This window comes from Paenibacillus sp. FSL H8-0280 (assembly GCF_045040665.1).
In the GTDB taxonomy this organism is placed as follows: Bacteria; Bacillota; Bacilli; order Paenibacillales; family Paenibacillaceae; genus Paenibacillus; species Paenibacillus xylanexedens_A.
This window is the reverse complement of record NZ_CP150296.1, coordinates 4,722,616-4,746,755: the sequence shown is the minus strand read 5'-3', so window position 1 is coordinate 4,746,755 and position 24,140 is coordinate 4,722,616. Positions and strand designations below refer to the sequence as shown.

19 protein-coding genes are annotated in these 24,140 nt (G+C 47.2%); 18 read left to right on the top strand and 1 reads right to left on the bottom strand.

Going from position 1 to position 24,140, the window contains the following annotated elements; genetic code table 11:
* The first annotated feature begins 54 nt into the window (after window positions 1–54).
* From MHI12_RS20835 to MHI12_RS20815, 5 genes are read left to right on the top strand one after another with little or no spacing between them, the layout of a single operon-like run.
* Window positions 55–945: a decaprenyl-phosphate phosphoribosyltransferase gene (locus MHI12_RS20835; RefSeq protein ID WP_405173029.1), complete on the top strand. Its 891-nt coding sequence runs from the start codon at window positions 55–57 to the stop codon at window positions 943–945.
* A gap of 18 nt (window positions 946–963) precedes the next feature.
* Window positions 964–1,596 (top strand): HAD-IB family hydrolase, encoded by a 633-nt coding sequence (locus MHI12_RS20830; protein ID WP_405170201.1) that lies wholly within the window; start codon window positions 964–966, stop codon window positions 1,594–1,596.
* Between the two features lie 26 nt (window positions 1,597–1,622).
* Window positions 1,623–1,913: an EamA family transporter gene (locus tag MHI12_RS20825; protein WP_301291408.1), complete on the top strand. Its 291-nt coding sequence runs from the start codon at window positions 1,623–1,625 to the stop codon at window positions 1,911–1,913.
* Window positions 1,900–2,220, top strand: a complete 321-nt coding sequence (locus MHI12_RS20820; RefSeq protein ID WP_336886750.1) for an EamA family transporter — start codon at window positions 1,900–1,902, stop codon at window positions 2,218–2,220. The genes MHI12_RS20825 and MHI12_RS20820 overlap by 14 nt, the downstream gene beginning before the upstream one ends.
* Before the next feature lie 59 nt (window positions 2,221–2,279).
* Complete coding sequence (locus MHI12_RS20815; protein ID WP_405170200.1) at window positions 2,280–3,584, top strand: DUF6080 domain-containing protein; 1,305 nt, start codon at window positions 2,280–2,282, stop codon at window positions 3,582–3,584.
* Window positions 3,585–3,674: 90 nt separating this feature from the next.
* Here the strand turns inward: MHI12_RS20815 and MHI12_RS20810 are convergent, their stop codons facing one another.
* On the bottom strand, window positions 3,675–6,350 hold the full coding sequence (locus MHI12_RS20810) for a YhgE/Pip family protein (protein ID WP_405170199.1): 2,676 nt from the start codon (window positions 6,348–6,350) through the stop codon (window positions 3,675–3,677).
* Between the two features lie 710 nt (window positions 6,351–7,060).
* Between MHI12_RS20810 and pyrR the strand changes: the two genes are divergently transcribed.
* The 13 genes from pyrR (at window position 7,061) to MHI12_RS20745 (ending at window position 24,090) form a co-directional block, all read left to right on the top strand.
* Window positions 7,061–7,624 (top strand): bifunctional pyr operon transcriptional regulator/uracil phosphoribosyltransferase PyrR, encoded by a 564-nt coding sequence (pyrR, locus tag MHI12_RS20805; RefSeq protein ID WP_017687330.1) that lies wholly within the window; start codon window positions 7,061–7,063, stop codon window positions 7,622–7,624.
* Window positions 7,624–8,535: an aspartate carbamoyltransferase catalytic subunit gene (locus MHI12_RS20800; RefSeq protein ID WP_036674848.1), complete on the top strand. Its 912-nt coding sequence runs from the start codon at window positions 7,624–7,626 to the stop codon at window positions 8,533–8,535. The genes pyrR and MHI12_RS20800 overlap by 1 nt, the downstream gene beginning before the upstream one ends.
* 126 nt (window positions 8,536–8,661) lie before the next feature.
* Window positions 8,662–9,966, top strand: coding sequence for a dihydroorotase (locus MHI12_RS20795; protein WP_405170198.1), 1,305 nt, complete (start codon window positions 8,662–8,664; stop codon window positions 9,964–9,966).
* Window positions 9,967–10,399: 433 nt separating this feature from the next.
* Window positions 10,400–11,542 carry a glutamine-hydrolyzing carbamoyl-phosphate synthase small subunit gene (carA, locus tag MHI12_RS20790; RefSeq protein ID WP_047843735.1) on the top strand — a complete coding sequence of 381 codons (1,143 nt, stop codon included), beginning with the start codon at window positions 10,400–10,402 and terminating at the stop codon, window positions 11,540–11,542.
* Window position 11,543: 1 nt separating this feature from the next.
* Window positions 11,544–14,762, top strand: coding sequence for a carbamoyl-phosphate synthase large subunit (carB, locus tag MHI12_RS20785; RefSeq protein ID WP_047843734.1), 3,219 nt, complete (start codon window positions 11,544–11,546; stop codon window positions 14,760–14,762).
* A 103-nt stretch (window positions 14,763–14,865) separates the two neighbouring features.
* Window positions 14,866–15,606 carry an orotidine-5'-phosphate decarboxylase gene (pyrF, locus tag MHI12_RS20780; protein ID WP_076250785.1) on the top strand — a complete coding sequence of 247 codons (741 nt, stop codon included), beginning with the start codon at window positions 14,866–14,868 and terminating at the stop codon, window positions 15,604–15,606.
* Window positions 15,603–16,244, top strand: a complete 642-nt coding sequence (gene pyrE / locus MHI12_RS20775; protein ID WP_036614805.1) for an orotate phosphoribosyltransferase — start codon at window positions 15,603–15,605, stop codon at window positions 16,242–16,244. The genes pyrF and pyrE overlap by 4 nt, the downstream gene beginning before the upstream one ends.
* Before the next feature lie 272 nt (window positions 16,245–16,516).
* A complete protein-coding gene (locus MHI12_RS20770; RefSeq protein ID WP_405170197.1) occupies window positions 16,517–17,464 on the top strand; it encodes an ABC transporter ATP-binding protein in 948 nt (315 codons plus the stop codon).
* Window positions 17,427–18,536 (top strand): efflux RND transporter periplasmic adaptor subunit, encoded by a 1,110-nt coding sequence (locus MHI12_RS20765; protein WP_047843733.1) that lies wholly within the window; start codon window positions 17,427–17,429, stop codon window positions 18,534–18,536. Before MHI12_RS20770 ends, MHI12_RS20765 begins: the two co-directional genes overlap by 38 nt.
* The gene (locus MHI12_RS20760) at window positions 18,536–21,454 is read left to right on the top strand and encodes an ABC transporter permease (protein WP_405170196.1); all 2,919 of its coding nucleotides are present in this window, start codon (window positions 18,536–18,538) and stop codon (window positions 21,452–21,454) included. The genes MHI12_RS20765 and MHI12_RS20760 overlap by 1 nt, the downstream gene beginning before the upstream one ends.
* 2 nt (window positions 21,455–21,456) lie before the next feature.
* Window positions 21,457–22,320 carry an ABC transporter ATP-binding protein gene (locus tag MHI12_RS20755; RefSeq protein ID WP_036614799.1) on the top strand — a complete coding sequence of 288 codons (864 nt, stop codon included), beginning with the start codon at window positions 21,457–21,459 and terminating at the stop codon, window positions 22,318–22,320.
* A 20-nt stretch (window positions 22,321–22,340) separates the two neighbouring features.
* Entirely contained in the window at window positions 22,341–23,792 is a 1,452-nt protein-coding gene (locus MHI12_RS20750; RefSeq protein WP_074095833.1) for an ABC transporter substrate-binding protein, read from the top strand.
* Window positions 23,793–23,898: 106 nt separating this feature from the next.
* Window positions 23,899–24,090 (top strand): hypothetical protein, encoded by a 192-nt coding sequence (locus tag MHI12_RS20745; RefSeq protein WP_047843730.1) that lies wholly within the window; start codon window positions 23,899–23,901, stop codon window positions 24,088–24,090.
* Window positions 24,091–24,140 lie beyond the last annotated feature (50 nt).

Here is a 24,140-nt window from a genome sequence, read left to right as displayed (position 1 = left end):
AGAAGTTGTTGTTGAAGGGAGTTTTTACAATTGTTATCATCACGAACAAGTACGGTGTCCTCACCGGCTACAGGAACAGGCAGTACAATGTCAGGATTAATCAGATTGTTAAGACCCAAACAGTGGACTAAAAATCTGCTGTTATTTGCTGCGTTACTATTCTCTTTTGAGGAGATTCGGACGGAAACCATTCTTGCGACGTTGCTTGGTTTTATTCTATTTAGCCTCGTTGCAGGCTGTGTGTATATTTTAAATGACTTTGTAGACCGGGACAGGGATCGACAGCATCCGGTGAAAAAGTATCGTCCCATGGCTTCTGGGCAGGTGAATCCGAGTCATGCTTTGTTGTTTGGCATTATTCTATTAATCCTTTCCGTAGGAACGGCCTTCATGATGAACCCCCTATTCGGGGTGTTATGTATCGTCTATTTCCTGTTGAATGTATCGTATTCATTTGTGCTGAAACATCTCGTTATCCTGGATATGATGACCATTGCAGCCGGCTTTGTACTTCGTGCCATTGCAGGTGGTGTGCTGATCCATGTGCCATTCACACCGTGGTTTTTGATCTGTACCATGCTGTTGTCGTTGTTTTTGGCCATTGGCAAACGCAGAAATGAACTTACGTTGCTTGAGGGAAATACAGGATCACACCGTAAGGTTTTGGATAACTACTCCATTACATTACTGGATCAATTCAATACGATTGTGACGACAGCTACGATTATCAGTTATTCCCTGTTCACATTTACTTCAGATCGAACCATTCATCTGATGTGGACGATTCCATTGGTCATTTACGGCATGTTCCGTTATCTGTATCTGATCCACATGAAGAACCAGGGAGGTTCGCCCGATCGGGTGCTGTTTGAGGACAAGCCCATATTAATTACGGTTATGTTGTATGTGATAAGTGTTGTTACAATCTTTGCAATCTTTGAATAAAGGCTGAGGGGGATCAGGGTGAAAAGCACGAAAGTCGCAATTTTTGATATTGATAGAACGATCATACGCAGTGATTCCATGTTTCAATTTGTGCATTACGGTGTTCGCCGTTACCCGTGGCAGGTATGGAGATTACCTGTCATTGCATTACATACCGTGTTATTCAAGGCAGGCTTCATGACGGTTGAACAAGTCAAACGATCCTACTTTCAAGAAATTGAGCGTATGTCTGAAAAAGATCTCGAACATTTCTTTGATACTCGTTTGCGTACGTCCATTTTTGCCGAGGCCAGTGTAGAGATGCAACATCGTAAAGAAGCAGGCTATCATGTCTTACTGGTAACTGCATCTCCGCATGCCTATATGAAATACTTTAATAATTTTCCCTGGGTGGATCATGTGATAGGAACTGAACTTGTCCGTCATGAGAATGGTTACACATGTAGAGTTGATGGCAGCAATTGCAAAGGGGAAGAGAAGGTACGCCGAATTCAGGCTTATCTGAGTGAGAAGAATATGGTCATTGATTATGACCAGTCATGTTCCTACTCGGACTCCTTATCCGACCTTCCAGTCATGCAGCTTGTAAGTCAACGATACTTTATTAACAAGCGTGTTCCGGACATGGAGGCATTAACGTGGGGGAAATAAAATCGCGTCATACCGGTAAATGGTTGATGCTCGTCTCCGCTTTTCTGACAGCAACGGGTCAATTGTTCTGGAAATGGGGACTAACCGAGTGGATCTACCTGGGTGTTGGTTTTCTGTGTTATGGACTTGGAGCGATTTTGATGATTAAAGCTTTTGCTCTGGAGAAACTCTCTGTTGCTTATCCTCTGATGTGTGCCAGTTACGTATTTGCCTTAATCTATGGATATTTTTTGCTTGGGGAAGAAATTACGATGCAGAAGCTGGCAGCAGTTGTGTTGCTTGGAATCGGGGTGACATTAACCAGTGTTGATCGATAGCTGGATGGTTGCCGTATTAATTGTCATGACGTTGTGTGGTGCACTGGGCGGGGCCGGACTGAAAGCTTATGCTTCCAGTCGCAATCGTCTGCATGTACTCATGGGACTTGGATTCTACGGAACGGGTGCGTTGCTGAATATTGTATTATTGAAGTTTCTTCCATTAACCGTAGTGTTGCCTGCGAACGCATTAACATATGTCTGGACTCTTATCATAGCTCGGCTGGTATTTAAAGAGACGGTGGGCCCTTTACGCTGGATAGGTGTGGCATGTATTATGGGTGGCCTACTGTTACTGGTGTTCTAATTTGAACTAATGATTATTTACACGAGCACTATAAAATTTATTGGATGTGAAATGAAAGCATGAACTTTTTAGATTACTTATTTTATAATCGAAGAGCCAACTGGACAGCCTTTTACCTGTTTGCGGGATTTGCTCTGTTCTATGGTTTAATGAACGGCTCGTATGTTCTGTACATAGAAAATAATGCAGAACTGCTTGGGGCGTATAGCCCATTTAATACAACGCTGTTTCCAATTAATTTATTCAACTTTGATCCTTCAATGTATTATGGGGACAACAGTTCTTCCGTTATCCATCCGCTGATTTCGTTTCTAGCAGTCACCCTTGCGGCTGTAGCGAAACTTCTGGGAGGCAACTGGTTCTTTCTAATCCTGCAATCGCTGGTGAATGCGGGTTCAGTGGTGCTGGCGTATCTATTCCTGAGTCAAAAAGAAGACAAGCCGACCATCACACCGCTGTTGTTCGCTTTGTTGTTTGGTTTCAGTTCCTACCTGATGTATACCGCGTTGATCCCGGATTCGTATCCGTATGTACAGTTCTTTATTCTGTTCTCAGTGGTTTACATGCAGTATACTCGTGAGCGTCAAGACGTACGATATGTACCCAATGCATTGATTGCGTCCATTAACTTTGGACTAACCTCGACCAATATCGTACCATTTGCTGCTGCCACATTCTTCAATATGCATGCATGGCGCAATAAGGCGAATTTGAAAAAATACATCGGCATCATGGCACTGGCGGTTCTGATCATCGTCGTATTAACTGGTATTCAGTATGTTGCCTTTGGAGGTCGCAGTTGGGTTAGTAACTGGCTGTTGGGCATTCAAAATGGTGGAACCAGCTATGCAACGCCATTCCAGTTCGCTGTTCACTGGAAAGCATTGAATATGTTAACTATTAATCCGATGCTGACACCGAAGATGCATTTACTGGACCCGGGCATGGCAGCCTTTGTTACGGATCTATCCCGTTCCAACCCGGTCTATGTGCAGATTACAGGTATCTTTATTTTACTGTTGGCACTCATGGGCTTCATTAAGGGCATTCGTGAACGTGAAGTGTGGACCCTTGTGCCATATATTCTGTTTGCCTTTTTGCTTCATGTCGTAGTGGGCTTTGGTCTGGCTGTGTTTCAATACGATATGTACCTGTATGCGGGACATTATCTGTTTGCGTTCTTCCTGTTGAGTGGAGGTTTTGTCATCAGTCTTCGTCCGGGATTGGGGAAAAAAGTGGTTATAGGCTTGATCATGTTATGTGTTATCGTCACGGCAAGTAACAACATCTATCGCCATGTCGAAACATTAACAACAATCAAACAATCCTATAATCAGTTGGAACAGGAACGCTCAGTTAAATAGTCAAATGTATCGATTCATATAATGAAATGAGAAAAGGCCATTGGATGGAAAGTCCAATGGCCTTTTCTTATTTAGTGTCCAGCAAAAGAGTTAAGCAATAATTTTGGTCTTTTTGGCATTCTCGGCTGAACGTTTGGTGAGACTGCTGAGTGGACGTTTCAAAGCGAGAGCAACAATGAGACTCAGCACGATAAACATACACAACCACAGAATATCCTTGATGGCAGTAGACCACAATATGCCGCCGACCGACTCACGCAGCAGACTGATCGCATACGTGAAGGGCATGAACGGATTCAATGCCTGGAAAAAGGGTGATGTCATGCTGATTGGGAACGTACCGCCGGAGCTGGAGAACTGGAACACCATGAAGATAATGGCGATCCCTTTTCCGATATTCCCAAAAACGGACAGCAGGGTGTACGTTATGGTGACAAATACGGCACTCACCAGCATGGCAAACAGGACAAACCACAGTTTATCTGCGACATAGGTACCAAGGATTAAGATATCTCCCAGGGTGACGCATATGGCCTGAAGTAACCCAATGGTCAGAAAAGTAGCGAGACGTCCAAGATATAACTCATATCCTCGGAACTTGCCCTCTGGATTCTCAGCTTCGGCACGAAGCAGAGAAATCAGCAGTGTTGAGCCAACCCACAAGGACAGCACGCCATAAAATGGTGACATGGCCGATCCATAATTCGGAATCGGATAAAGCTGTTGTTCTTTGATTTGCACGGGACTCGAAAGGAAAGCACTCTCTTCCTCAATGTCGCCGCGCAGAAGCTTGGCAAGTTCGGCAAACTGGTTATTACCTTCGACTTCCCTAAGTTTGTCTGCAGCCTTGCTGATGGCACTTTCCAATGCTGGCAGATCATCACGTACCAGCGTGGCAACACGATGTACTCCTTTTTCGACCTCCGGAAGCTGGTTCTGAACAAAATCGGATGCCTTGCCTATCTGTTTCTCGGCATTAGGCAGATCATTACGAACAAAATCAGCCGCTTCGTTCAGTTTGGTTCCCAGCTTGGGCAGATCATTTCGAATTAATGAAGACACGGTGTTCAAAGCTTGGATAAAACCTTCACTTTTGTTCGCGAGTGTTTCTGATATCTCATGGATCTTCGATTGTATTTGAGGCAAGTCGCTCTGGATTTTTGTCAACTCGGTCTGCCCAGACGTAATCCCTTCTTTGGCCGATGCAAGAATGTCCGCAATATCAGGAATTCGATCTTTTGCACCTTGTAGAGTTTCTGCTGAAGTGGAGAGGATAGACCTGAGCTTATCTGCACCAGCTGCAAGTGCAGGCGATATTTCACTTTCATAGGTGTTTAAGATATTGCCAATCTCGCTGCTAATGTCCTTCGAGAGAGCATTTAACTGAGCGATGACGTCTGTCGGCGGAGTTGTATTGCGACGAATGGCATCACTCATGATCCCAGCCAGACGGATTTGCAACTGAAGTTTATCTGAAACGGAGTTCAGCTGCGTAATTTTATCAGCAAGTGGATGGCTTGGGAGCAAGTTGTCTATTTTGCCCAGTAGTTCTGCCATACTGTCAACGAGTTTTACCGCAATCCCTAAACGCGAAGCAATCCGGTCGAGATCTTCTGCTGTAGGAAGGTTATTAAGATCCGAATTTTGCAATTGTGCAAATACGTCTCCAGCAGCGTTAGTAATCTGCTGCACCAGCAGCAGATTTTGGCGGATCGTTGGGCCAATAGCCTGAAACGCTTCTTCACTAGAATCTACAAATTGATTCAAGCCTTGGGCCAGCTCAATCCCGTTGCCAGCGATTTGTGATACTTTGTCCAAATCTTGCTCTGCTGCCGTTACGATAGACAGAGCTTTGTTGGTTTTATCCAGTGCCGTTTGGATGACACCCGATACCTGACCAAAGTTTTCATCCACTTCTCGAATGCGTTCTACCGCTTTTTGTATATCCGGTATCCGCCCTTGGATAGTGAGCACTTCGGAAGCCGCATCATTAATTTGTGGCCAATACTCCTGCACCTTGAGCACATACTGTGCTGCTTCATTGATTTCAGGCAGTTTTTTCTCGATTTCAACGATCTTTTGAGCATCTTTTACAATCTCAGGCATGGCTTTTTCCACTTGCAGAACCTTTTGACCTGCGGCTTGAATGGCCGGAAGATTTTTCTCCAGCGTAAAAATGCCATTCTCCATTTTGCGCAAAGTTGGAAGCTGGGCGTTAATTTCAACCCCGGCTTCATTCAACTTGGTTAGAACGGCCTCACTGACGGCTTCAGTGAAATTCTCATTGATTTGTGTTGTTATGGCAGATACACCAGAGCCTGTGATTTTTGGAGCAATGGCATTCACTTTCTCATTAACGCTATAGATTACCTCTGGGCGTTCCAGCTTTCCGTCAACGATACCTGTAATTTTGGACGAAAAGTCTCCCGGAATGAGTAGGCTGGCATAATATTCCCCTGTTTGTACACCCCGACTAGCTTCAGCTCGATCTACAAAAGTCCAGCCCAGCTTTTCGTTGTTTTTGAGGCTGGATACCAGTTCGTCTCCGATATTAATATTGGTTCCTTCAACAGTCGCACCCGCGTCCTCGCTTGTCACTGCAATTTTGATCCCCTGGGTGTTACTGTACGGGTCCCATACAGACTTCACGTTGACCCAGTCATACACCCCGGGAAGTAGAATAATAGCTACAATTAGAAATATACCTGTGGGAACCTTCAGAATATGTAACCAGTCTGTTTTGTAAACGTGCCAAATGTGACGCATGACTTCCTCCTAAATGTACATAAATGTAGGGCGTATCTTATTTCTATGTCGCATATTTGTGAATCTTATGTATATCGGCATTAATGCAGCATCTATGAATGGGTTCATGTTTATAAACTGTACCCATTTCACTTGGAGCTAATGCAGAGCCTTCATATTATTTGTGAGATGAAACTCACCGTTTGTTCTAAAAAGAAGTGTTTTGTCTCTACTTAAGTATAGTAAGAGGTTTATTTTGGTTATATCAAATTTCTCATTTGCCTATGGATAAATATGCAGAAATGTTGTATAATTATGAATAACCAATGAGATGTATTGTGCATGGATGTTTTTCAGCCTAACTGCTGATTCTAAGAAGAACGTAGCAGAGGGTTTTCACCTGCGATGGTGAGGTGTTGACAGGGGGTTGTCTTTCTGTCATAATTCATGAAGACAAACGGACATATTGATTACAGAACCCTGTGAGGTCCTGCAATATGAACGACATGAATAGCACCTTTAAATCAGTCCCGTGAGACTGGCAAGGTAACGTGAACGATACATCGTTTTTTTGCTGCGGCAAATGAAGCGATGCATCCCCGAGAGTAAACTTTCTTCAGAGCGGTCTGAAGTTCGGAGACTCCTTGCCAATAAACACGGCAAGGAGTCTTTTTTGTTCTCCTCGTCACGGGGCCATGATGCTGAAGGGAAATCCTGAGGAGGCTGAACGCATGAGCACAGAGACACATGTCATTATGGATGAGACGGCGATCCGCCGCGCATTAACACGGATTGCCCATGAGATATTGGAGAAAAACAAAGGAATCGATGATTGTGTGTTGGTCGGTATCCGTACACGCGGGGTTTACCTCGCAGAACGGATTGCCGCGAAGATTGAAGAAATCGAAGGCGCCAAAGTCCCCTGGGGAGAACTGGATGTGACTCCTTACCGCGATGACCGCTTGGACGAAAATAAAGCGAATCGCAAGGAAATGTTGATTATGACACCTGAATCACTTTCGATCCATAACAAAAAAGTGATTTTGTTCGATGATGTGCTCTATACCGGACGGACGATTCGCGCAGCGATGGATGCCCTGATGGACTGTGGAAGACCGCAGAACATTCAGCTGGCTGTACTCGCAGACCGCGGACACCGGGAACTTCCGATTCGACCTGATTTTATCGGCAAGAATGTGCCGACTTCCAAATCAGAGGAGATTGAAGTTGCACTCATGGAAACGGACGGACAGGACGAAGTCAAAATCACTCAGAACCGGGGGGAGCAAGCATAATGATTACACAGACAGCATTGAGAGACCGAAGCTTGCTTGGACTGAAGGAACTTAGTCGAGGAGAAATCGAGTCCATTCTTAACCGAGCGGCTCACTGGGAAGCGCAGAAAGAGAAACTGGTTCCTGTACTGGAATCACGCTTCGTTGCAAACATGTTCTTCGAGAACAGCACACGTACCCGTTTCTCCTTCGAAATGGCAGAGAAACGCCTGGGCGCACAAGTGCTGAACTTTACGGCAGCTGCATCCAGTGTAGAAAAAGGAGAGTCCATCTACGATACGGTACGAACACTTGAGTCGATGGGCATTGATGCAGGCGTGATCCGGTTGAAACCGGCAGGGGTTCTGCAACAACTGGCTCAGAAAGTGAATGTACCACTCGTTAACGCCGGAGACGGCAACAATGAGCATCCCACACAGGCACTGCTGGACCTCTACACGATGAGGAAAGCATTTGGCGAACTGAAAGGCTTGCGTGTTTCCATCATTGGTGACATCCTGCATAGCCGTGTAGCTCGTTCCAACCTGTGGGCACTGCAAAAGTTTGGTGCTGATGTACGCTTCTGTGCACCGCAAACGATGCAGGCACCGGAACTCGCAGAGCATGCTCCTTATGTCGGTCTTGAAGAAGCGCTGGATGCAGATGTAGTCATGATGCTTCGTGTTCAACTGGAACGTCATCAACATGGCTTAATTACTTCAGCTGAGGATTATCGCGAACACTACGGATTGACGGAAGAACGGGCATCACGCCTAAAACCAAGCACCATTATCATGCACCCTGCTCCAGTGAATCGCAACGTCGAGGTAGATGACGCGGTTGTGGAAAGTGAAGCATCGCGGATCTTCCCGCAGATGGCAAACGGCGTTCCAATCCGCATGGCGGTTATGGAACGTGCGATGAAACTGTAACAGGGTCTGGCTGTGGGTCATAGGCTGACGGTACGGTAGTTCTTATAGAGCAATAAGAGAGTACACGATAAAGAAAATCATCCGGCTTGCCTGGTAAGCCGGACAGAACCGAAGCGGAGGGCAATTATGCTACAGATTATAAAAAACGCGAACGTCTTGAACCAACAAGGGGAACTTGAACGGAAAACCATCATTATAGATGAAGGTAAAATTAAAAAGATCGCTGGTCTGGAAGACCAAGCCGTACTGGATGCCGAAAAGTCAGCGCAAAGTGTGACAGACGCATCAGGCAAACTGGTCATTCCGGGATTGATCGATATGCACGTGCATCTGCGTGAACCTGGATTCGAACACAAAGAGACGATCGAGACAGGTGCCCGTTCAGCAGCACAAGGTGGTTTTACAACGATCGCTTGCATGCCGAACACGAGACCAGTTACAGATACAGCGGAAGTTGTGAAACTGGTATTGGATAAAGCCAAAGAAGCTGATCTGGTTAAAGTGTTGCCTTACGCAGCCATTACAAAAAACGAACTGGGTCGTGAACTTACCAATTTTGCCGCATTAAAAGAAGCAGGCGCTATTGGATTCACAGATGACGGTGTAGGCGTACAAAACGCTCAAATGATGAAGGATGCCATGAGCCTCGCGGCAAGTATGGATATGCCAGTGATCGCTCACTGTGAAGATGACTCACTGGTTGTTGGTGGATATGTGACGGAAGGTGAGTTTTCGAAGCGTCACGGCATCAAAGGGATTCCAAATGAATCCGAAGCCATCCACGTTGGCCGTGATATCTTGCTCGCAGAAGCAACAGGAGTTCACTACCATGTCTGTCACGTAAGTACAGAGCAATCGGTTCGTCTGATTCGTCTGGCGAAGTCCATCGGAATTAAAGTAACTGCTGAGGTATGTCCACACCATCTGGTGCTGTCGGATGAAGATATCCCGGGCATGGACGCCAACTGGAAAATGAACCCGCCGCTGCGCTCACCACGCGATGTGCAGGCTTGTATTGAAGGCTTGCTAGACGGGACGCTGGATATGATCGTAACCGATCACGCGCCACACAGTGAAGAAGAGAAAGCCAAAGGCATGGAGCTGGCACCTTTTGGAATCGTAGGATTCGAAACAGCCTTCCCGCTGCTATACACCAAGTTTGTGGAAACAGGACTGTGGAGCTTGGACTTCCTAGTGAAACGCATGACAGCTGATCCGGCTCGCGTATTCCGACTGGATACTGGCAAACTGGAAGAAGGAGCACCAGCGGATATCACAATGATTGACCTGAACGAGGAAAAAGCAGTTGATCCTGCAACGTTTGCAACCAAAGGAAGAAACACCCCATTCACAGGCTGGAAGCTGAAAGGCTGGGCCGTACAAACTTGGGTGGATGGCAAAAGCGTGTGGCATAACACGGTACAACAGTAAAACGGTAACTTAGCAAATTAATAAATCAGTAACTCAGTAACTCTATATCTTCAACTCTTTAAAACAGTAACAGTAATTCTTAACTCTTTAATCAACAAGTCATTATAACTCTAAACTTACAACTTCTACACAGTAACATCTTTCAACTAACTCGAGGCAAATCATGCCGAGAGTCTAACATACGAAACAAGCAAAGTTGAATGTCATGATTTTGAACTTGGACACCAACGTAACTGCGGAGCGGACAGAAAAGACCCGAAGAAGCAAAGCGTTCGCCTTTATCACCGGATTACATCATTTGAAAAATGATAAAAGTAATCCGGGGATAACAGCGATCAAAGGGTTTTCTGTACGCGGAGCCGCACAATCGTAACGTCCCCATGTTCAACCCAAATGCCATTCAACGTTGATAAACACAGAGGAGTGAAATGGGATGCAGGCACAGGCAAGATTATTGTTGGAAGACGGCACACTGTTCACCGGGAAAGCATTTGGTGCTGAAGGTGAAACTACAGGTGAGGTCGTTTTTAATACGGGAATTACAGGCTATCAAGAGGTGCTTTCGGATCCTTCCTATTGCGGTCAAATCGTAACCATGACGTATCCGCTGATCGGAAACTACGGCATTACGCGTGATGACTTTGAGTCGATTCGTCCATACGTACACGGTTTTGTTGTGCGTCGTCATGAGCCAACGCCGAGTAACTGGCGTGCGGAATACAGCGTAGACAATCTGCTCAAAGAATACGGCATCGTAGGAATCAGCGAAATTGATACACGCATGTTGACTCGCCGGATTCGTCACCACGGCACAATGAAGGGAATTCTCACAACAGGATCGAAACCTGTGGAAGAACTGCTGGAGATGATGGGAGACACTACCATTGCCGAGCTGCGTAACCAAGTGCCAATGACTTCTACAGAGCATGTCTACAACAGCCCGGGAACGGCTGAACGTATTGTGCTTGTGGATTATGGTGCGAAAACAGGAATCTTGCGCGAACTTAGCAAACGTAACTGTGACGTTGTTGTTGTTCCACACGATGTAACAGCAGACGAGATTCGTCGCTTGAACCCGGACGGCATTCAACTGTCCAACGGCCCTGGGGACCCGAAAGACGTACCTCACGCAGTTAACATGATCAGTGAACTGCTTGGCGAATACCCGATCTTCGGTATCTGCCTGGGTCACCAGTTGTTCGCACTTGCAGCAGGAGCAGACACCGAAAAACTTAAGTTTGGACATCGCGGAGGAAATCACCCGGTGAAAGAACTGGAGAGCGGACGTTGCTTCATCACATCCCAGAACCATGGATTTACCGTAAACGAAGAGTCTGTGAAGAGTACAGACCTGGAAGTTACACATATCAACAATAACGATAAGACCATTGAAGGTCTGAAACATAAATCATTCCCGGCATTCTCGGTTCAATATCACCCTGAAGCAGCCCCGGGTCCTTACGACAATAGCTATCTGTTCGACCGCTTCATCGAGATGATTCGCGAGCACAAGATCACTAACCCGCAAAAGCCGCGTCAAGCCGTATTGGCAGCCGCAGTGAAAGGAGCACAATAACATGCCGATTAACAAAGATCTCAAAAAAATCCTGGTGATTGGTTCCGGTCCAATCGTCATCGGTCAAGCGGCCGAGTTCGACTATGCCGGTACACAAGCTTGCCAGGCTCTGAAAGAAGAAGGCGTGGAAGTTGTACTTATCAACAGCAACCCGGCGACCATTATGACGGATACAAATATGGCTGACAAAGTCTACATTGAGCCAATTACACTAGATTTTGTAACGCAAATCATTCGTCAAGAGCGTCCAGATGGCTTGTTGCCAACACTGGGTGGTCAAACAGGTCTGAACATGGCTGTAGAGCTGGCTCGTGCAGGCGTGCTGGAACGTGAAAATGTGAAATTGCTCGGAACACAGCTGACATCTATCGAGAAAGCGGAAGATCGTGATCTGTTCCGTGACCTGATGCGTGAATTGGAACAACCTGTACCAGAGAGTGTCATCGTAACGACACTTGAAGAATCACTTGAATTTGCGAATGAGATTGGTTATCCAATCATCGTACGTCCAGCCTATACACTGGGCGGAACAGGCGGCGGAATCTGTGCGAACGAAGAAGAGCTGCGCGAGACGGTCGCAGCGGGAATTCGTTATAGCCCGATTGGGCAATGTCTGGTCGAGAAGAGCATTGCAGGTATGAAAGAAGTCGAGTATGAGGTTATGCGAGACAAAAACGATAACTGTATCGTTGTCTGCAACATGGAAAACTTTGACCCGGTGGGTGTTCATACAGGCGACAGTATCGTCGTAGCACCAAGCCAAACCCTATCGGACCGTGAATATCAAATGCTGCGTTCAGCTTCCCTGAAAATCATCCGTGCCCTGAACATCGAGGGTGGATGTAACGTACAGTTTGCACTGGACCCACACAGCTTCCAATACTATGTTATCGAAGTAAATCCACGGGTAAGCCGTTCATCAGCTCTGGCTTCCAAAGCAACGGGTTATCCGATTGCAAAAATGGCTGCGAAAATTGCCATGGGTTACACCTTGGATGAAATCGTGAACCCGGTAACAGGCCAAACGTATGCTTGCTTCGAGCCTACACTGGATTATATCGTGAGCAAAATTCCTCGCTGGCCGTTCGACAAGTTCATCTCGGCGAACCGTAAACTGGGAACTCAGATGAAAGCAACAGGCGAAGTTATGGCGATTGGCCGGACATTCGAAGAGTCGATTCACAAAGCAGTTCGTTCCCTGGAAATTGGCGTACATCGTCTCTACCTGAAGGATGCCGAAACGCTGGACGAAGCTACCCTGAACGAGCGTCTGATCAAAGCAGATGATGAGCGTATCTTCCTGATTGCCGAAGCATTCCGCAGAGGTTATACGTTGCAACAGCTACAGGATCTGACCAAGATTGACTGGTGGTTCCTGGACAAAATCGAAGGTCTGATCGCATTCGAAGATCGCATTCGTGAAGAATCCGAATTGTCTTCCGACATTCTGTATCAAGCGAAACGCCTTGGGTTTACAGACCGTGCTATTGCTGAATTACGTGCGCAAGGTCAACCAGGAGGCACATTAACAACTGAAGCGGAAGTTAGAACTCGTCGGGAAGCAGAGAACCTGCGCCCAGTGTACAAAATGGTAGATACATGTGCGGCTGAGTTCGAAGCAACAACGCCATATTACTACTCAACTTACGAGACAGAAAATGAAGTTATCCCTTCAGACAAGAAAAAAGTTGTGGTGCTGGGTTCAGGACCAATCCGGATCGGTCAAGGGATTGAGTTTGACTACTCTACTGTACACGCAGTATGGGCATTGCAAAAAGCAGGATATGAAGCAGTCATTATCAACAATAACCCGGAGACGGTGTCTACGGACTTTAATACATCGGATCGCCTGTACTTTGAACCGCTCTTCTTCGAAGATGTCATGAACGTGATTGAACAGGAGAAACCAGTAGGGGTTATCGTACAGTTCGGCGGTCAAACGGCCATCAACCTGGCAGCACCACTGCGTAATGCAGGTGTAACCATTCTCGGAACGGATCTGGAAAGCATCGATGAGGCGGAGGATCGCAAGAAGTTCGAGCGTCTGCTCTCCCGTCTGGAGATTGCACAGCCAAAAGGTAAAACGGTCATTTCCGTTGATGATGCAGTAGAAACAGCTCAAAGTCTGGGCTACCCGGTACTGGTTCGTCCTTCCTATGTACTCGGCGGTCGTGCGATGGAGATTGTATACTCCGATGCTGAATTGCTGACATACATGGAACAGGCGGTTAAAATCAATCCGGAGCATCCGGTCCTGATCGACCGTTACATGATGGGTAAAGAAGTTGAGGTTGACGCGATCTGTGATGGTGAAACGGTATTGATTCCGGGAATCATGGAACATATCGAGCGTGCAGGGGTTCACTCTGGTGACTCCATCGCGGTATATCCTCCTCAACATCTGTCCCAGGATTTGAAAGAGAAAATTGTAGAGATTACAATCAAAATTGCGAAAGAACTGAAAACGGTAGGTCTGGTCAACATCCAGTTTGTTATCCATGATGGCCAAGTGTACATTATCGAGGTGAACCCGCGTTCATCCCGTACCGTACCATTCCTGAGCAAAGTAACCAACATTCCGATGGCGAACTTGGCAACACAAGCCATTCTGGGTGTGAAACTAAAAGATCTTGGTTATGTTGACGGGCTGTGGCCTGAATCGGATCATGTATCTGTTAAAGTTCCAGTCTTCTCCTTCGCGAAGCTGCGTCGTGTAGAACCAACCCTCGGACCTGAGATGAAGTCTACAGGTGAGGTTATGGGCCGTGACCCGAATTACGCTAAAGCGTTGTTCAAAGGTCTCATCGGTGCAGGAATGAAAATTCCGGCAACCGGAGCGATCGTAGTAACTGTAGCAGACAAAGACAAAGACGAAGCGGTTCCTTTGCTCGAAGGTTTCTACAGACTGGGTTACAAAATCATGGCTACCGGCGGAACAGCAGCTGCGCTTGAAGCAGCGAACATTCCGGTAACGACTGTGAACAAATTAAGTGAAGGTTCGCCGAACATTCTGGATATGATCCGCAGCGGCGAAGCAAACTTTGTCTTCAACACACTCACCAAAGGCAAAACGCCGCAGCGTGATGGATTCCGTATCCGTCGTGAAGCGGTAGAAAACGGCATTGTATGTATGACTTCACTGGATACGATTCGTGCGCTGCTGATCATGCTGCAAACGATCAACTTCTCTTCGGAAGCAATGCCTGTCTTTGTAAAATAAATAACTCTCTGATGAAGGACATCAGTCAGCCTGCGGGCTGGCGGGATGTCCTTTATATCGGGCAAAAACGGAAAAAATGAGCAAGTGGAGGGGAGCGCTGGTGATGAATCAAGCGAGTTTCAATGAAATGGCTGGCCGTCTGATGGTGGCACTGGATTATCCTGGAGCGGAAGAAGCTCAAGAATTGGTACAAGCTCTTGAGGGCATTCCCTGTTATCTCAAGGTGGGTATGCAGCTGTTCTACGCAGCAGGACCTGACTTTATTCGGGAGCTTAAATCCAAAGGGTACTCCGTTTTTCTGGATGTGAAAATGCATGACATTCCCAACACAGTTCGTGGCGGAGCTGAGAGTATCACACGTCTGGGTGTAGACATGTTTAATGTGCATGCAGCGGGTGGAGCCCTTATGATGCGTGCTGCACGTGAAGGTGCTGAGGCAGCAATCGCTGCCGATCCTTCCCTTAGCAAGCCCGAGATCATTGCAGTCACCCAACTCACCAGTACAAGTCTGGAAACGATGAATAACGAGATTGGCATCCCCGGAAGTGTGGAAGCTGCTGTGGTCCGTTATGCAGGACTAGCCCAAGAGGCCGGACTGGATGGAGTTGTTGCTTCTCCACTGGAAGTGCCCGCAATTCGGGCAACGTGTGGCAGTGCTTTTCACACCGTTACTCCAGGAATTCGTCCAGCGGGTAGTGGTCTGGGAGATCAGACACGCGTCTTGACCCCAGGTGAAGCCATCGCCAGAGGCAGTCATTACATTGTTGTAGGCAGACCCATTACAGGCGCTCCCAATCCGCGAGAAGCGGTAGAAACCATTTTGAAGGAGATGTTGAACGCATGATCGAACTGAATGAGATTCCGAATCATATTGCTTCCCAACTTTTGAAAATTAAAGCCGTGGCGTTACGTCCGCAGCAGCCATTTACATGGACATCCGGCATCAAATCACCAATATACTGTGATAACCGCTTAACGATGTCCTATCCGGAGATTCGCAACGATATCGCTGAAGCATTTGCAACAATCATTCGGAACCAGTACCCGGATGCAGAAGTCATCGCAGGTACAGCAACCGCAGGTATTCCGCATGCTGCCTGGGTGGCTCAGAAGCTGGATCTGCCGATGGCCTACATTCGTGATAAAGCGAAAGGACACGGCAAGGAGAACCTGATCGAAGGTCTGATTACCGAAGGACAGAAAGTGGTTGTCATCGAAGATCTGATCTCTACAGGTGGAAGCTCGATCAAAGCAGCCGAAGCCGTACGTGTAGCAGGCGCAACACCTCTCGCCGTACTTGCCATTTTCAGCTACCAGCTGGATAAAGGTGTTAAAGCATTTGAAGATGCTGGAATTCCACTTCAGACGTTGTCCAATTACACGGCGCTGATGGATGTGGCTTTGGCTCAGGGAACGATTCAGGAGAGTGACTTTGAGTTGCTTAAATCCTGGCGTGAAGATCCTTCTTCATTTGGTAAATAATATCATTGATACCTCGAAAAAATGTTCAGGAATGAACGGTATCAAAATTGTAATGATTGCCGTCATAGCGGCAAAACCATCGAATATGCAAGAGGCATCCCGCACTTTGGGGTGCTTTTTTTGTTTGTTCATCAAAATATTAACTTTTTCACTCTACCGTTGTAAAAAGCTTGTAACTTTTAGTTGGGATCGGTCGTTTATAATTCAGTGTAGGATGGAACAGATTTCTAATTTTAGGTTTTTTGAAGAAATGAACGGGATTTCAAGAAAGGATGAGCGTGATTGCTGGCATGAAGAATTTATTTCTCAGAAAAAGACCTGCCAAGAGCCAGTCAGGCGATGAACATCAACAGGGGGAAACGCCGTTGGAGGCATCGACGGAGTCGGGAGAAAATACATACAACAATGAACACGATTACCCGACAAGTAAACCTCCGTTACCTGAAAGTGAAATCGCTTCAGATGAAGTGGCTGCAACTGCTGTCACTACCGTTGATGAACCCCAGAAGAAGATCAAACCAAAGAAGGATATTCTGCCTCCATATGATGGGCCTGTACTGGAGGTGCGTAACGTGCATCGCAGTTTCCAGACAGGCAGTCGCATTATCCATGTGCTCAAAGGCATTGATATGGAAGTGAATCCGCAACAACTGGTCATGCTGAAGGGGCGATCGGGCTCAGGCAAAACAACACTGCTGAATATGCTCGGTGGACTGGATCAGCCTTCAAGTGGAGACATTCTGTTCTCTGGTCAGCCTCTTCAGGATTGGGGAGACCGGCGGCGGACCGCTTTGCGGCGCAAAGAGATCGGTTTTATTTTCCAGGCGTATGCACTCATGCCCTTATTATCTGCTTGGGAAAATGTAGAACTGTCGCTGCGCATGGCGGACGTTCCGCGAGCGGAGTGGAAGGACAGGGTTGGTCACTGTCTGGATCTGGTTGGATTATCCAAACGGGTGAAGCATCGACCTTTCGAGATGTCTGGGGGAGAGCAACAGCGGGTGGCTATAGCCAAGGCGATTGCCCATAGACCCAGATTGTTGCTTGCGGATGAGCCTACAGCGGAACTGGATTCCAAGATGGGCGCTCAGGTCATGGCCGTATTCCGCAATATTATTGAAGTAGAACAAGTAACAATATGTATGACTACACACGATCCTACAATTTTGGAGGTTGCGGACCATGTTTATGAAATGGCGGACGGCAGATTTATCAAGTAAAGGGGCCGCTCCGAAGAGGGGGAAACGCGCAGCGATTATTGTACTCGGTGCGATAATGGTTGCAACGATGTCCGGCTGCTCATTGCTGCCGTCAGAAACAGAGGAAGAAGTGCTTCCGCCTATCACACCACCAACGATCTCCAAGAAACCGGAATATGAAGTCCGGACGGAAACGTTGGAAAAAAAAGTAAGTGGTAGTGGCAAGATGATGAGTCAGCGGGAAGAGAAAGTGTACTTCACGCTTGATGGCATGCATATCAAAGAGTTAAATGTTAAACCAGGGGATAAAGTGAAAAAGGGTCAACTTCTTGCTGTCCTTGATGTGGAGAGTGTAGAGAAGGAGATCCGTGGCAAGAAACTGGCTATTCGCAAGTCTGAAGTTCAAATGAAGGAAACACTCCGCAAGAAGGATGAGATGGACCCGGTAGAGTTCGAAGAATCAACGATTGCGTTTGAAGAACTACGCCAGGAACTCGCTGATCTGGAGGAACAACTGGGCAAAGCCACGTTGACAGCTCCGTTTGGCGGCACCGTTATTGCAGTGCAGGTAGAGAAGGGTGCAGCCGTGAAAGCGTATGATCCGATTGCTACGATTGCGGATACATCCAATCTGGTTGTGGCAGCTACCTTTGCCAAGGAAGATCTGGAGAAGTTCTCCGCTGGTATGAAGGCAGAAGTAGATATTAATGGAGCTGGTAAAGTCGCTGGCAAAATTAAAGTTATGCCTATCGCGGAAGCATCGGGAAGCGGCAGTGGCGAAGGGACGGGTGAAGGCGGTACGCCTCCAACCAAGGAAACGCTGGATAAGTATGTCATCGTTACACTTGCAAAAATGCCAAAAGGCGTCGAACGTGGCACACCACTATCGGTCTCGATTGTAACGCAGCGTACCGAGAACGCAATTGTGATTCCTGTATCCGCTTTACGCTCCATCGGTTCAAGAACGTATGTACAAGTGGTGGAGAGTGATGGCAGCAAGCGTGAAGTGGACGTTGAAGTTGGACAGCAGACATCGACAGATGTCGAGATTCTGAAAGGTCTGACCGTAGGCCAGAAAGTAGTGGGACGCTAATGGGGCTGCCATTGCTTCGGCTGCTGTTCCGCAAAATGTGGAACACGCGCTGGATGACCTTCAGCACACTGATCGGATTGATTGTGGCGGTAGCGTTCACCGTCAGTATTCCAATGTATGCCGATGGTGCGTTGAAACGGGTCGTCGCGCAAACGCTGCAGGATAACAGTGAAGGGTTGCCAGCCGGTTCGTTGCTGATGAGTTATCAGGCACCTGGTGGCGTGAAGACAGACACTCGGGGTCTGGACGAAGTAGATCGTTATATTCGTGAGGATGTTCCTCGCGACATCGGGTTTCCTTTTCATACGTATGTGAATTCGAGATCCATTCGCAGCACAGAGGTGAGCCCGGAAGATCCAACCAAAGTGGATGCCAGCAGGGCGCGCAGTATGAGTCTGGGTACGATGAGTGGGCTGGATGCACAGGTGAATTACTCTGCCGGGGTGAAACCTGGAAACCAGGTCAAAGATGACACGATCGAGGCAGTCATGTTGGAAGAGGGCATGTACCGTAACGATCTGCATATCGGTGACATTCTGGAATATCCGGTGTATAGCGGTCTTGATATCACGTTACGTGTGAAGATTACGGGGTCCTTCAAGGCAGATGATCCAAACAGCCCTTACTGGGTACAAGGATTTGACGGCATGATGAATGGACTATATGTGGATGAATCGGTTTTTAATGATGTTTTACTGAAGGAAAAAGGGATTCCACTTCAAAATTCACGTTGGTATTATGCCTTTGATCTGAAAGAAATTCAAACCAGCCAGTTATCAGGTCTGACTTCCATGCTGGAAAGGCTGGATATCGATCTGTACCAGCGGCTGAAAGATACAAAAGTGGACATCACCTTTGGTGATCTGCTTAAGCAGTTCCGCAGTCAGAGTCTGCAACTGCAGACCATGTTGTTTACCTTGGCAGCACCGATGATTGCGATGGTCTTTTATTTTATTGCGATGAACGCCAGACAGTCATTACAGAAGCAAGAGAGTGATATTGCGGTATTGCGCAGCCGTGGAGCTTCAGCTCGGCAGATCTTCTCTCTTTACCTGCTTGAAGGTATATTCCTGGGCGTTATTGCGTTGATTATTGGACCGTTTCTCGGTTGGTTTATGGCCAAGAGTATTGGCTCTGCAAGTGGCTTTCTCTCGTTCGTAGATCGGAAGTCTATTCCGATCGGTGTATCAAAAGAAGCTATTCTCCTGGGCGTAGCAGCGGTCCTTGTTGCGATTATCGCATCACTTATCCCTGCGATAACCTATGCACGGGCAACCATTGTATCTGCCAAACGGCGGCAGGCACGGACAGACCGTGCTCCAGTATGGCAACGCTGGTTCCTGGATGTTGTGTTGCTGGGTCTGGCTGGATATGGATACTACCTGTTCTATGAACGTCAGATGTTGACCTTCCAGACCGGAATGACAACGGATCAGTTGCAGGTACAGCCGTTTCTGTTCTTTGTACCCGCACTCGCGATCTTTGCGCTTGGACTATTCTTCCTGCGCTTGTTCCCGTGGATATTAAAGCTCATTCAGTTGATCGGTCGCAAGTTTCTCCCGGTCCCGTTGTATCTGACATTAACACAGCTATCGCGTTCATCTTCTTCATATTATCCGCTGATGATCCTACTTGTACTGACACTGGGACTTGGGGTGTACAACTCGGCTGCGGCTCGGACGATTGATCTGAATTCCACTGAGCGTACCTTGTACCGTTATGGTTCTGATGTGATTATGCAGACTGTGTGGGAAGGAACACCAGAGGTTAAACCCGGTGGTTCCGGACAGAATGGCGGTACGGGTGGAGGTCAACAAGGTGGTGGCAATGGAGGAGGAGGTTCTGCTGGTGGGGGTTCCGGCGGAGGCAACGGCGGTGGAGGTGCTCCAGGTGGTGGTGGTTCTTCGCAGCCATCCAAAGTCATCTACTCCGAACCTCCATTCGAAGTGTTCCGCAGATTAGACGGGGTTGAACATGCAGCACGCGTGCTGCAGACCAAAGGCAATATTATCGTCTCTGGTAAATCGGGCGGACAGGGGATGCTGGTCGGAATTGATAATGTGGACTTTGCTCAAGTGGCGTGGTTCCGCAACGATCTGTTCCCGGCACATCCCTACAAGTACCTTGACTTGCTTGGTAAATATGAAGGGGCTGTATTGATCTCTTCCAAATTTGCTGACAAATTCAAGTTGAAAACTGGAGATCTCGTCTCCATGGGTGTACAGGGACAGGCGATTGAATTCGTAGTCTTCGGGATCATTCCTTACTGGCCAGCCCAGTATCCGGATCAGATGCCATTCTTCGTGGCGAATCTGGATTATATCTATGATCAGGTGCCTCTGATTCCTTATGAGGTATGGCTGAAAATGGAACCGGATGCCAAAGTGGCTCCACTAATGGAGAAACTTGCAGCAGAGGGCATTGAGTTATCTTCTGTGCGTGACGTTCGCACTGAATTGGTATCTCAGGGTAAACATCCGTCACGAGGTGGCGTATTCGGGATACTGAGCCTTGGATTCCTGGTATCGGTTATTATCTCGTTGATCGGATACGTGCTGTACTGGTTCTTCAACCTGTCCGGGCGTGTTGTGCAGTTTGGTGTATTACGAGCCATGGGGTTATCCCGGGCACAACTGAGCGGTATGCTGCTGCTGGAGCAGGTGTTCACAGCGGGGCTGTCGATCCTGCTAGGTATTGGGATTGGTCAGGTATCCAGTCGTTTATTCCTGCCATTCCTGCAAACGACGGATAATGTATCTGCTCAGGTACCTCCGTTCCGGATTGTGTTTGAACAGCAAGATATGTTGCAACTGTATGGGGTCACCGTAGTGATGCTGGTCATTGGTGCAACGATGTTGCTCTGGCAGATTCGCAGGCTGCGCGTTCACCAGGCGGTCAAAATGGGAGAGGAGAGGTAAACGTGATCCAATGCGAAGGACTTGTCAAAATTTTTAAATCCAGCGATGTGGAAGTCGTTGCCCTTCAGGGTCTCAACCTGACTGTTAATCAAGGTGAAATGATGGCCATCATCGGTAACAGCGGTAGCGGTAAATCCACGCTGCTGAATATTCTGGGCGGGCTTGATCGTCCTACGGCTGGTACGGCTGTTGTGGGAGACTGGGATTTGCTCAAGATGACAGATGCCCAATTGGTCGAATACAAACGTCATACAGTAGGTTTTATCTGGCAAAATAACGGTCGTAACTTGCTGCCTTATCTCACTGCTCTGGAAAATGTGGAGACTCCCATGATTCTGGGAGGCAAGCGTGATCGTGCTTACGCGAAACAGTTGCTTGAATGGGTAGGCCTTAAGGATCGGATGCATAACAAATTGCATCAATTGTCAGGAGGAGAGCAGCAACGGGTAGCGATAGCGATTTCATTATCCAATCGTCCCAAAATTCTGCTTGCAGATGAACCAACCGGTTCGGTCGATTCTGAGACATGTGATACAATCATGGGCATTTTCCGCAGAATGAACAAGGAACTTGGCGTTACGATTGTCATCGTTACCCATGACTTGACGCTTGCTGGCAAGGTGGACCGGATCGTTGCGATTCGGGACGGCTTGACCAGTACCGAGTTTGTGAAGCGCAACCCGAATCTGGATGATGAGCATAACTTGTCCGAGGCGGGTATGCCAGACATCCATGAAGCATTTGTCATTATAGACCGTGCAGGACGTCTTCAGGTGCCAAAAGAGTATCTGGAGGCCTTATCCATTGATAACCGGGCTACATTGGAATTTGACGGTGAACGTATTGTGATTACACCGCCAAGATAATTAAGAGGGGGAACTGGGAAATGAAGAATAGTATGTGGGGAAAACGTGTGCTGGCTGTCATCGCTACTGCGACGCTAGCACTGCCGCTGATTGCCGGCTGTACGGCAAGTGAGGCCAAGGATACCGAGCAGCGTGTATTACGCGTGGCTACGTTGTGGGGAGGACAGGATGACAGTTACTTCCGTCAGCAATTCACCGATGCTTTTGAACTGACACATCCCAATGTAACCATCGAAATTGTAGCTGCTGTTGATCAGAGCAGTATGTATGGGTATGGCAACACGGAAGAACAGCCGGAAGTTCCTGATACAATGGAAAGTCTGAAGAAGATTATGACTGGGGATAACCCGGTTGACGTTATCGTGGCCGATACCGCCACAGTGAAATCATTAATTCAGGAGAATCTGGTGAAACAGCTGGACCCACTGATGCAGGAAGATAAGTTTGATACCAGTGATATCGTGCCTAGTGTACTGGAGGGAATTAAGGACCTTGGGGATCAGAGCATTTATGCATTGACACCAACGTTCTCCTCATCGGCTTTGTTCTATAACAAGGGTATGTTTGAAAAAGCAGGCGTGGAACCGCCAACGGACAACATGACATGGGACGATATCTTCAATCTGGGTACCCGTCTAACGAAAGGTGAGGGTAAAGACCATGTATTTGGTTTCTCCTTCACGACATATCAAGGTGGTTCGCCGTACTACTCCATGCAACAGTACTACAGCTCGTTGCAGCTGAAGACGTTTGATGACAAAGCAGAGAAGATGACAGTAGATTCTCCTCAATGGGAGAAAGTGTGGAGCACTATCAGCAAACTTGCGATTGACAAAGTTATTCCTAAAGGCGACGAACCACAGGATCAGAATCCGAGTGGGCGTTATGATCCGGTACAGGGTGACCTATTCCTGAGTGGCAAGTCAGCCATGGTTATTGGTGATTACAGCTATATTAATCAATTAATTGATGCCAATAAAAATGCGGATAAAATGAAAGATTTTACGAAAGTGGATTGGGATGTGGTAACACCTCCAGTTCACCCGGAAGCTCCTGAAATTGGAGGTAGCATCTACCTGAGCAACCTCATGGCGATTAATAGTGCGGCTCAGAACCCGGATGATGCGTGGGAACTGATCAAGTACATGAACAGTGAGGACTGGGCTAAGATCAAAGCACGTAGCAGCTATGAGATGGTATCACGGAAGAGCTTCATTAAGCCCAAAGACGGCCTGGATTATAACATTCAAGCATTCTATGCGCTGAAGCCGATTCCGCCAACAAATACCAATCTGGATAAAATGTATCAAAAATCCCCAGGCTTATGGCAAGTGAATGAAAAAGGTATGGAATATTTCAACCAAGTACTAGAGAACAAAAAGACACCAAAAGAAGCACTTGGTGAGTGGGCAGCTAAAGGAAACGAGATGCTGGAAAAATTGAAAAAGGATCCTAAAGCTACGTTTCAATGAGATTTGATGAAGTAGTCATATTATAAGTTAAGGATAGCCGCTGAAGATTTTAATCTTTGGCGGCTATTTTTATGAAAATGGGGTATTCTACAAAAAGCAGGAATAAATGACGACTCCGGAAAGGACGAGCGGTATGCACTGGGTATATTTCAGCAAGTTGTATGCAACCAAATTTCAGGCAGGATGTCTGGCCAAGCGTATGGAGCAGGATGGGTGGATTTACGGTCATAATGAACCGGCGGAAGTTGAAGTTTATCGATCACGTAAAGGTCGTTATGGTGTTCGATTTATTCCCTGACATTACCCCTTGACTTATCGGGATAGAATGGTGTATATTAATTAAGTCGC

Excerpts from the sequence above, each read along its gene's own strand:
- MHI12_RS20800 (WP_036674848.1), top strand. The coding sequence starts at position 7,624 with ATGATTACACAGACAGCATTGAGAGACCGAAGCTTGCTTGGACTGAAG.
- MHI12_RS20770 (WP_405170197.1), top strand. The coding sequence starts at position 16,517 with ATGAGCGTGATTGCTGGCATGAAGAATTTATTTCTCAGAAAAAGACCT.
- pyrR (WP_017687330.1), top strand. The coding sequence starts at position 7,061 with ATGAGCACAGAGACACATGTCATTATGGATGAGACGGCGATCCGCCGC.
- MHI12_RS20750 (WP_074095833.1), top strand. The coding sequence starts at position 22,341 with ATGAAGAATAGTATGTGGGGAAAACGTGTGCTGGCTGTCATCGCTACT.
- pyrF (WP_076250785.1), top strand. The coding sequence starts at position 14,866 with ATGAATCAAGCGAGTTTCAATGAAATGGCTGGCCGTCTGATGGTGGCA.
- carB (WP_047843734.1), top strand. The coding sequence starts at position 11,544 with ATGCCGATTAACAAAGATCTCAAAAAAATCCTGGTGATTGGTTCCGGT.
- carA (WP_047843735.1), top strand. The coding sequence starts at position 10,400 with ATGCAGGCACAGGCAAGATTATTGTTGGAAGACGGCACACTGTTCACC.
- MHI12_RS20760 (WP_405170196.1), top strand. The coding sequence starts at position 18,536 with ATGGGGCTGCCATTGCTTCGGCTGCTGTTCCGCAAAATGTGGAACACG.
- MHI12_RS20825 (WP_301291408.1), top strand. The coding sequence starts at position 1,623 with ATGCTCGTCTCCGCTTTTCTGACAGCAACGGGTCAATTGTTCTGGAAA.
- MHI12_RS20745 (WP_047843730.1), top strand. The coding sequence starts at position 23,899 with ATGACGACTCCGGAAAGGACGAGCGGTATGCACTGGGTATATTTCAGC.
- MHI12_RS20810 (WP_405170199.1), bottom strand. The coding sequence starts at position 6,350 with ATGCGTCACATTTGGCACGTTTACAAAACAGACTGGTTACATATTCTG.
- MHI12_RS20795 (WP_405170198.1), top strand. The coding sequence starts at position 8,662 with ATGCTACAGATTATAAAAAACGCGAACGTCTTGAACCAACAAGGGGAA.
- pyrE (WP_036614805.1), top strand. The coding sequence starts at position 15,603 with ATGATCGAACTGAATGAGATTCCGAATCATATTGCTTCCCAACTTTTG.
- MHI12_RS20815 (WP_405170200.1), top strand. The coding sequence starts at position 2,280 with ATGAACTTTTTAGATTACTTATTTTATAATCGAAGAGCCAACTGGACA.
- MHI12_RS20765 (WP_047843733.1), top strand. The coding sequence starts at position 17,427 with ATGTTTATGAAATGGCGGACGGCAGATTTATCAAGTAAAGGGGCCGCT.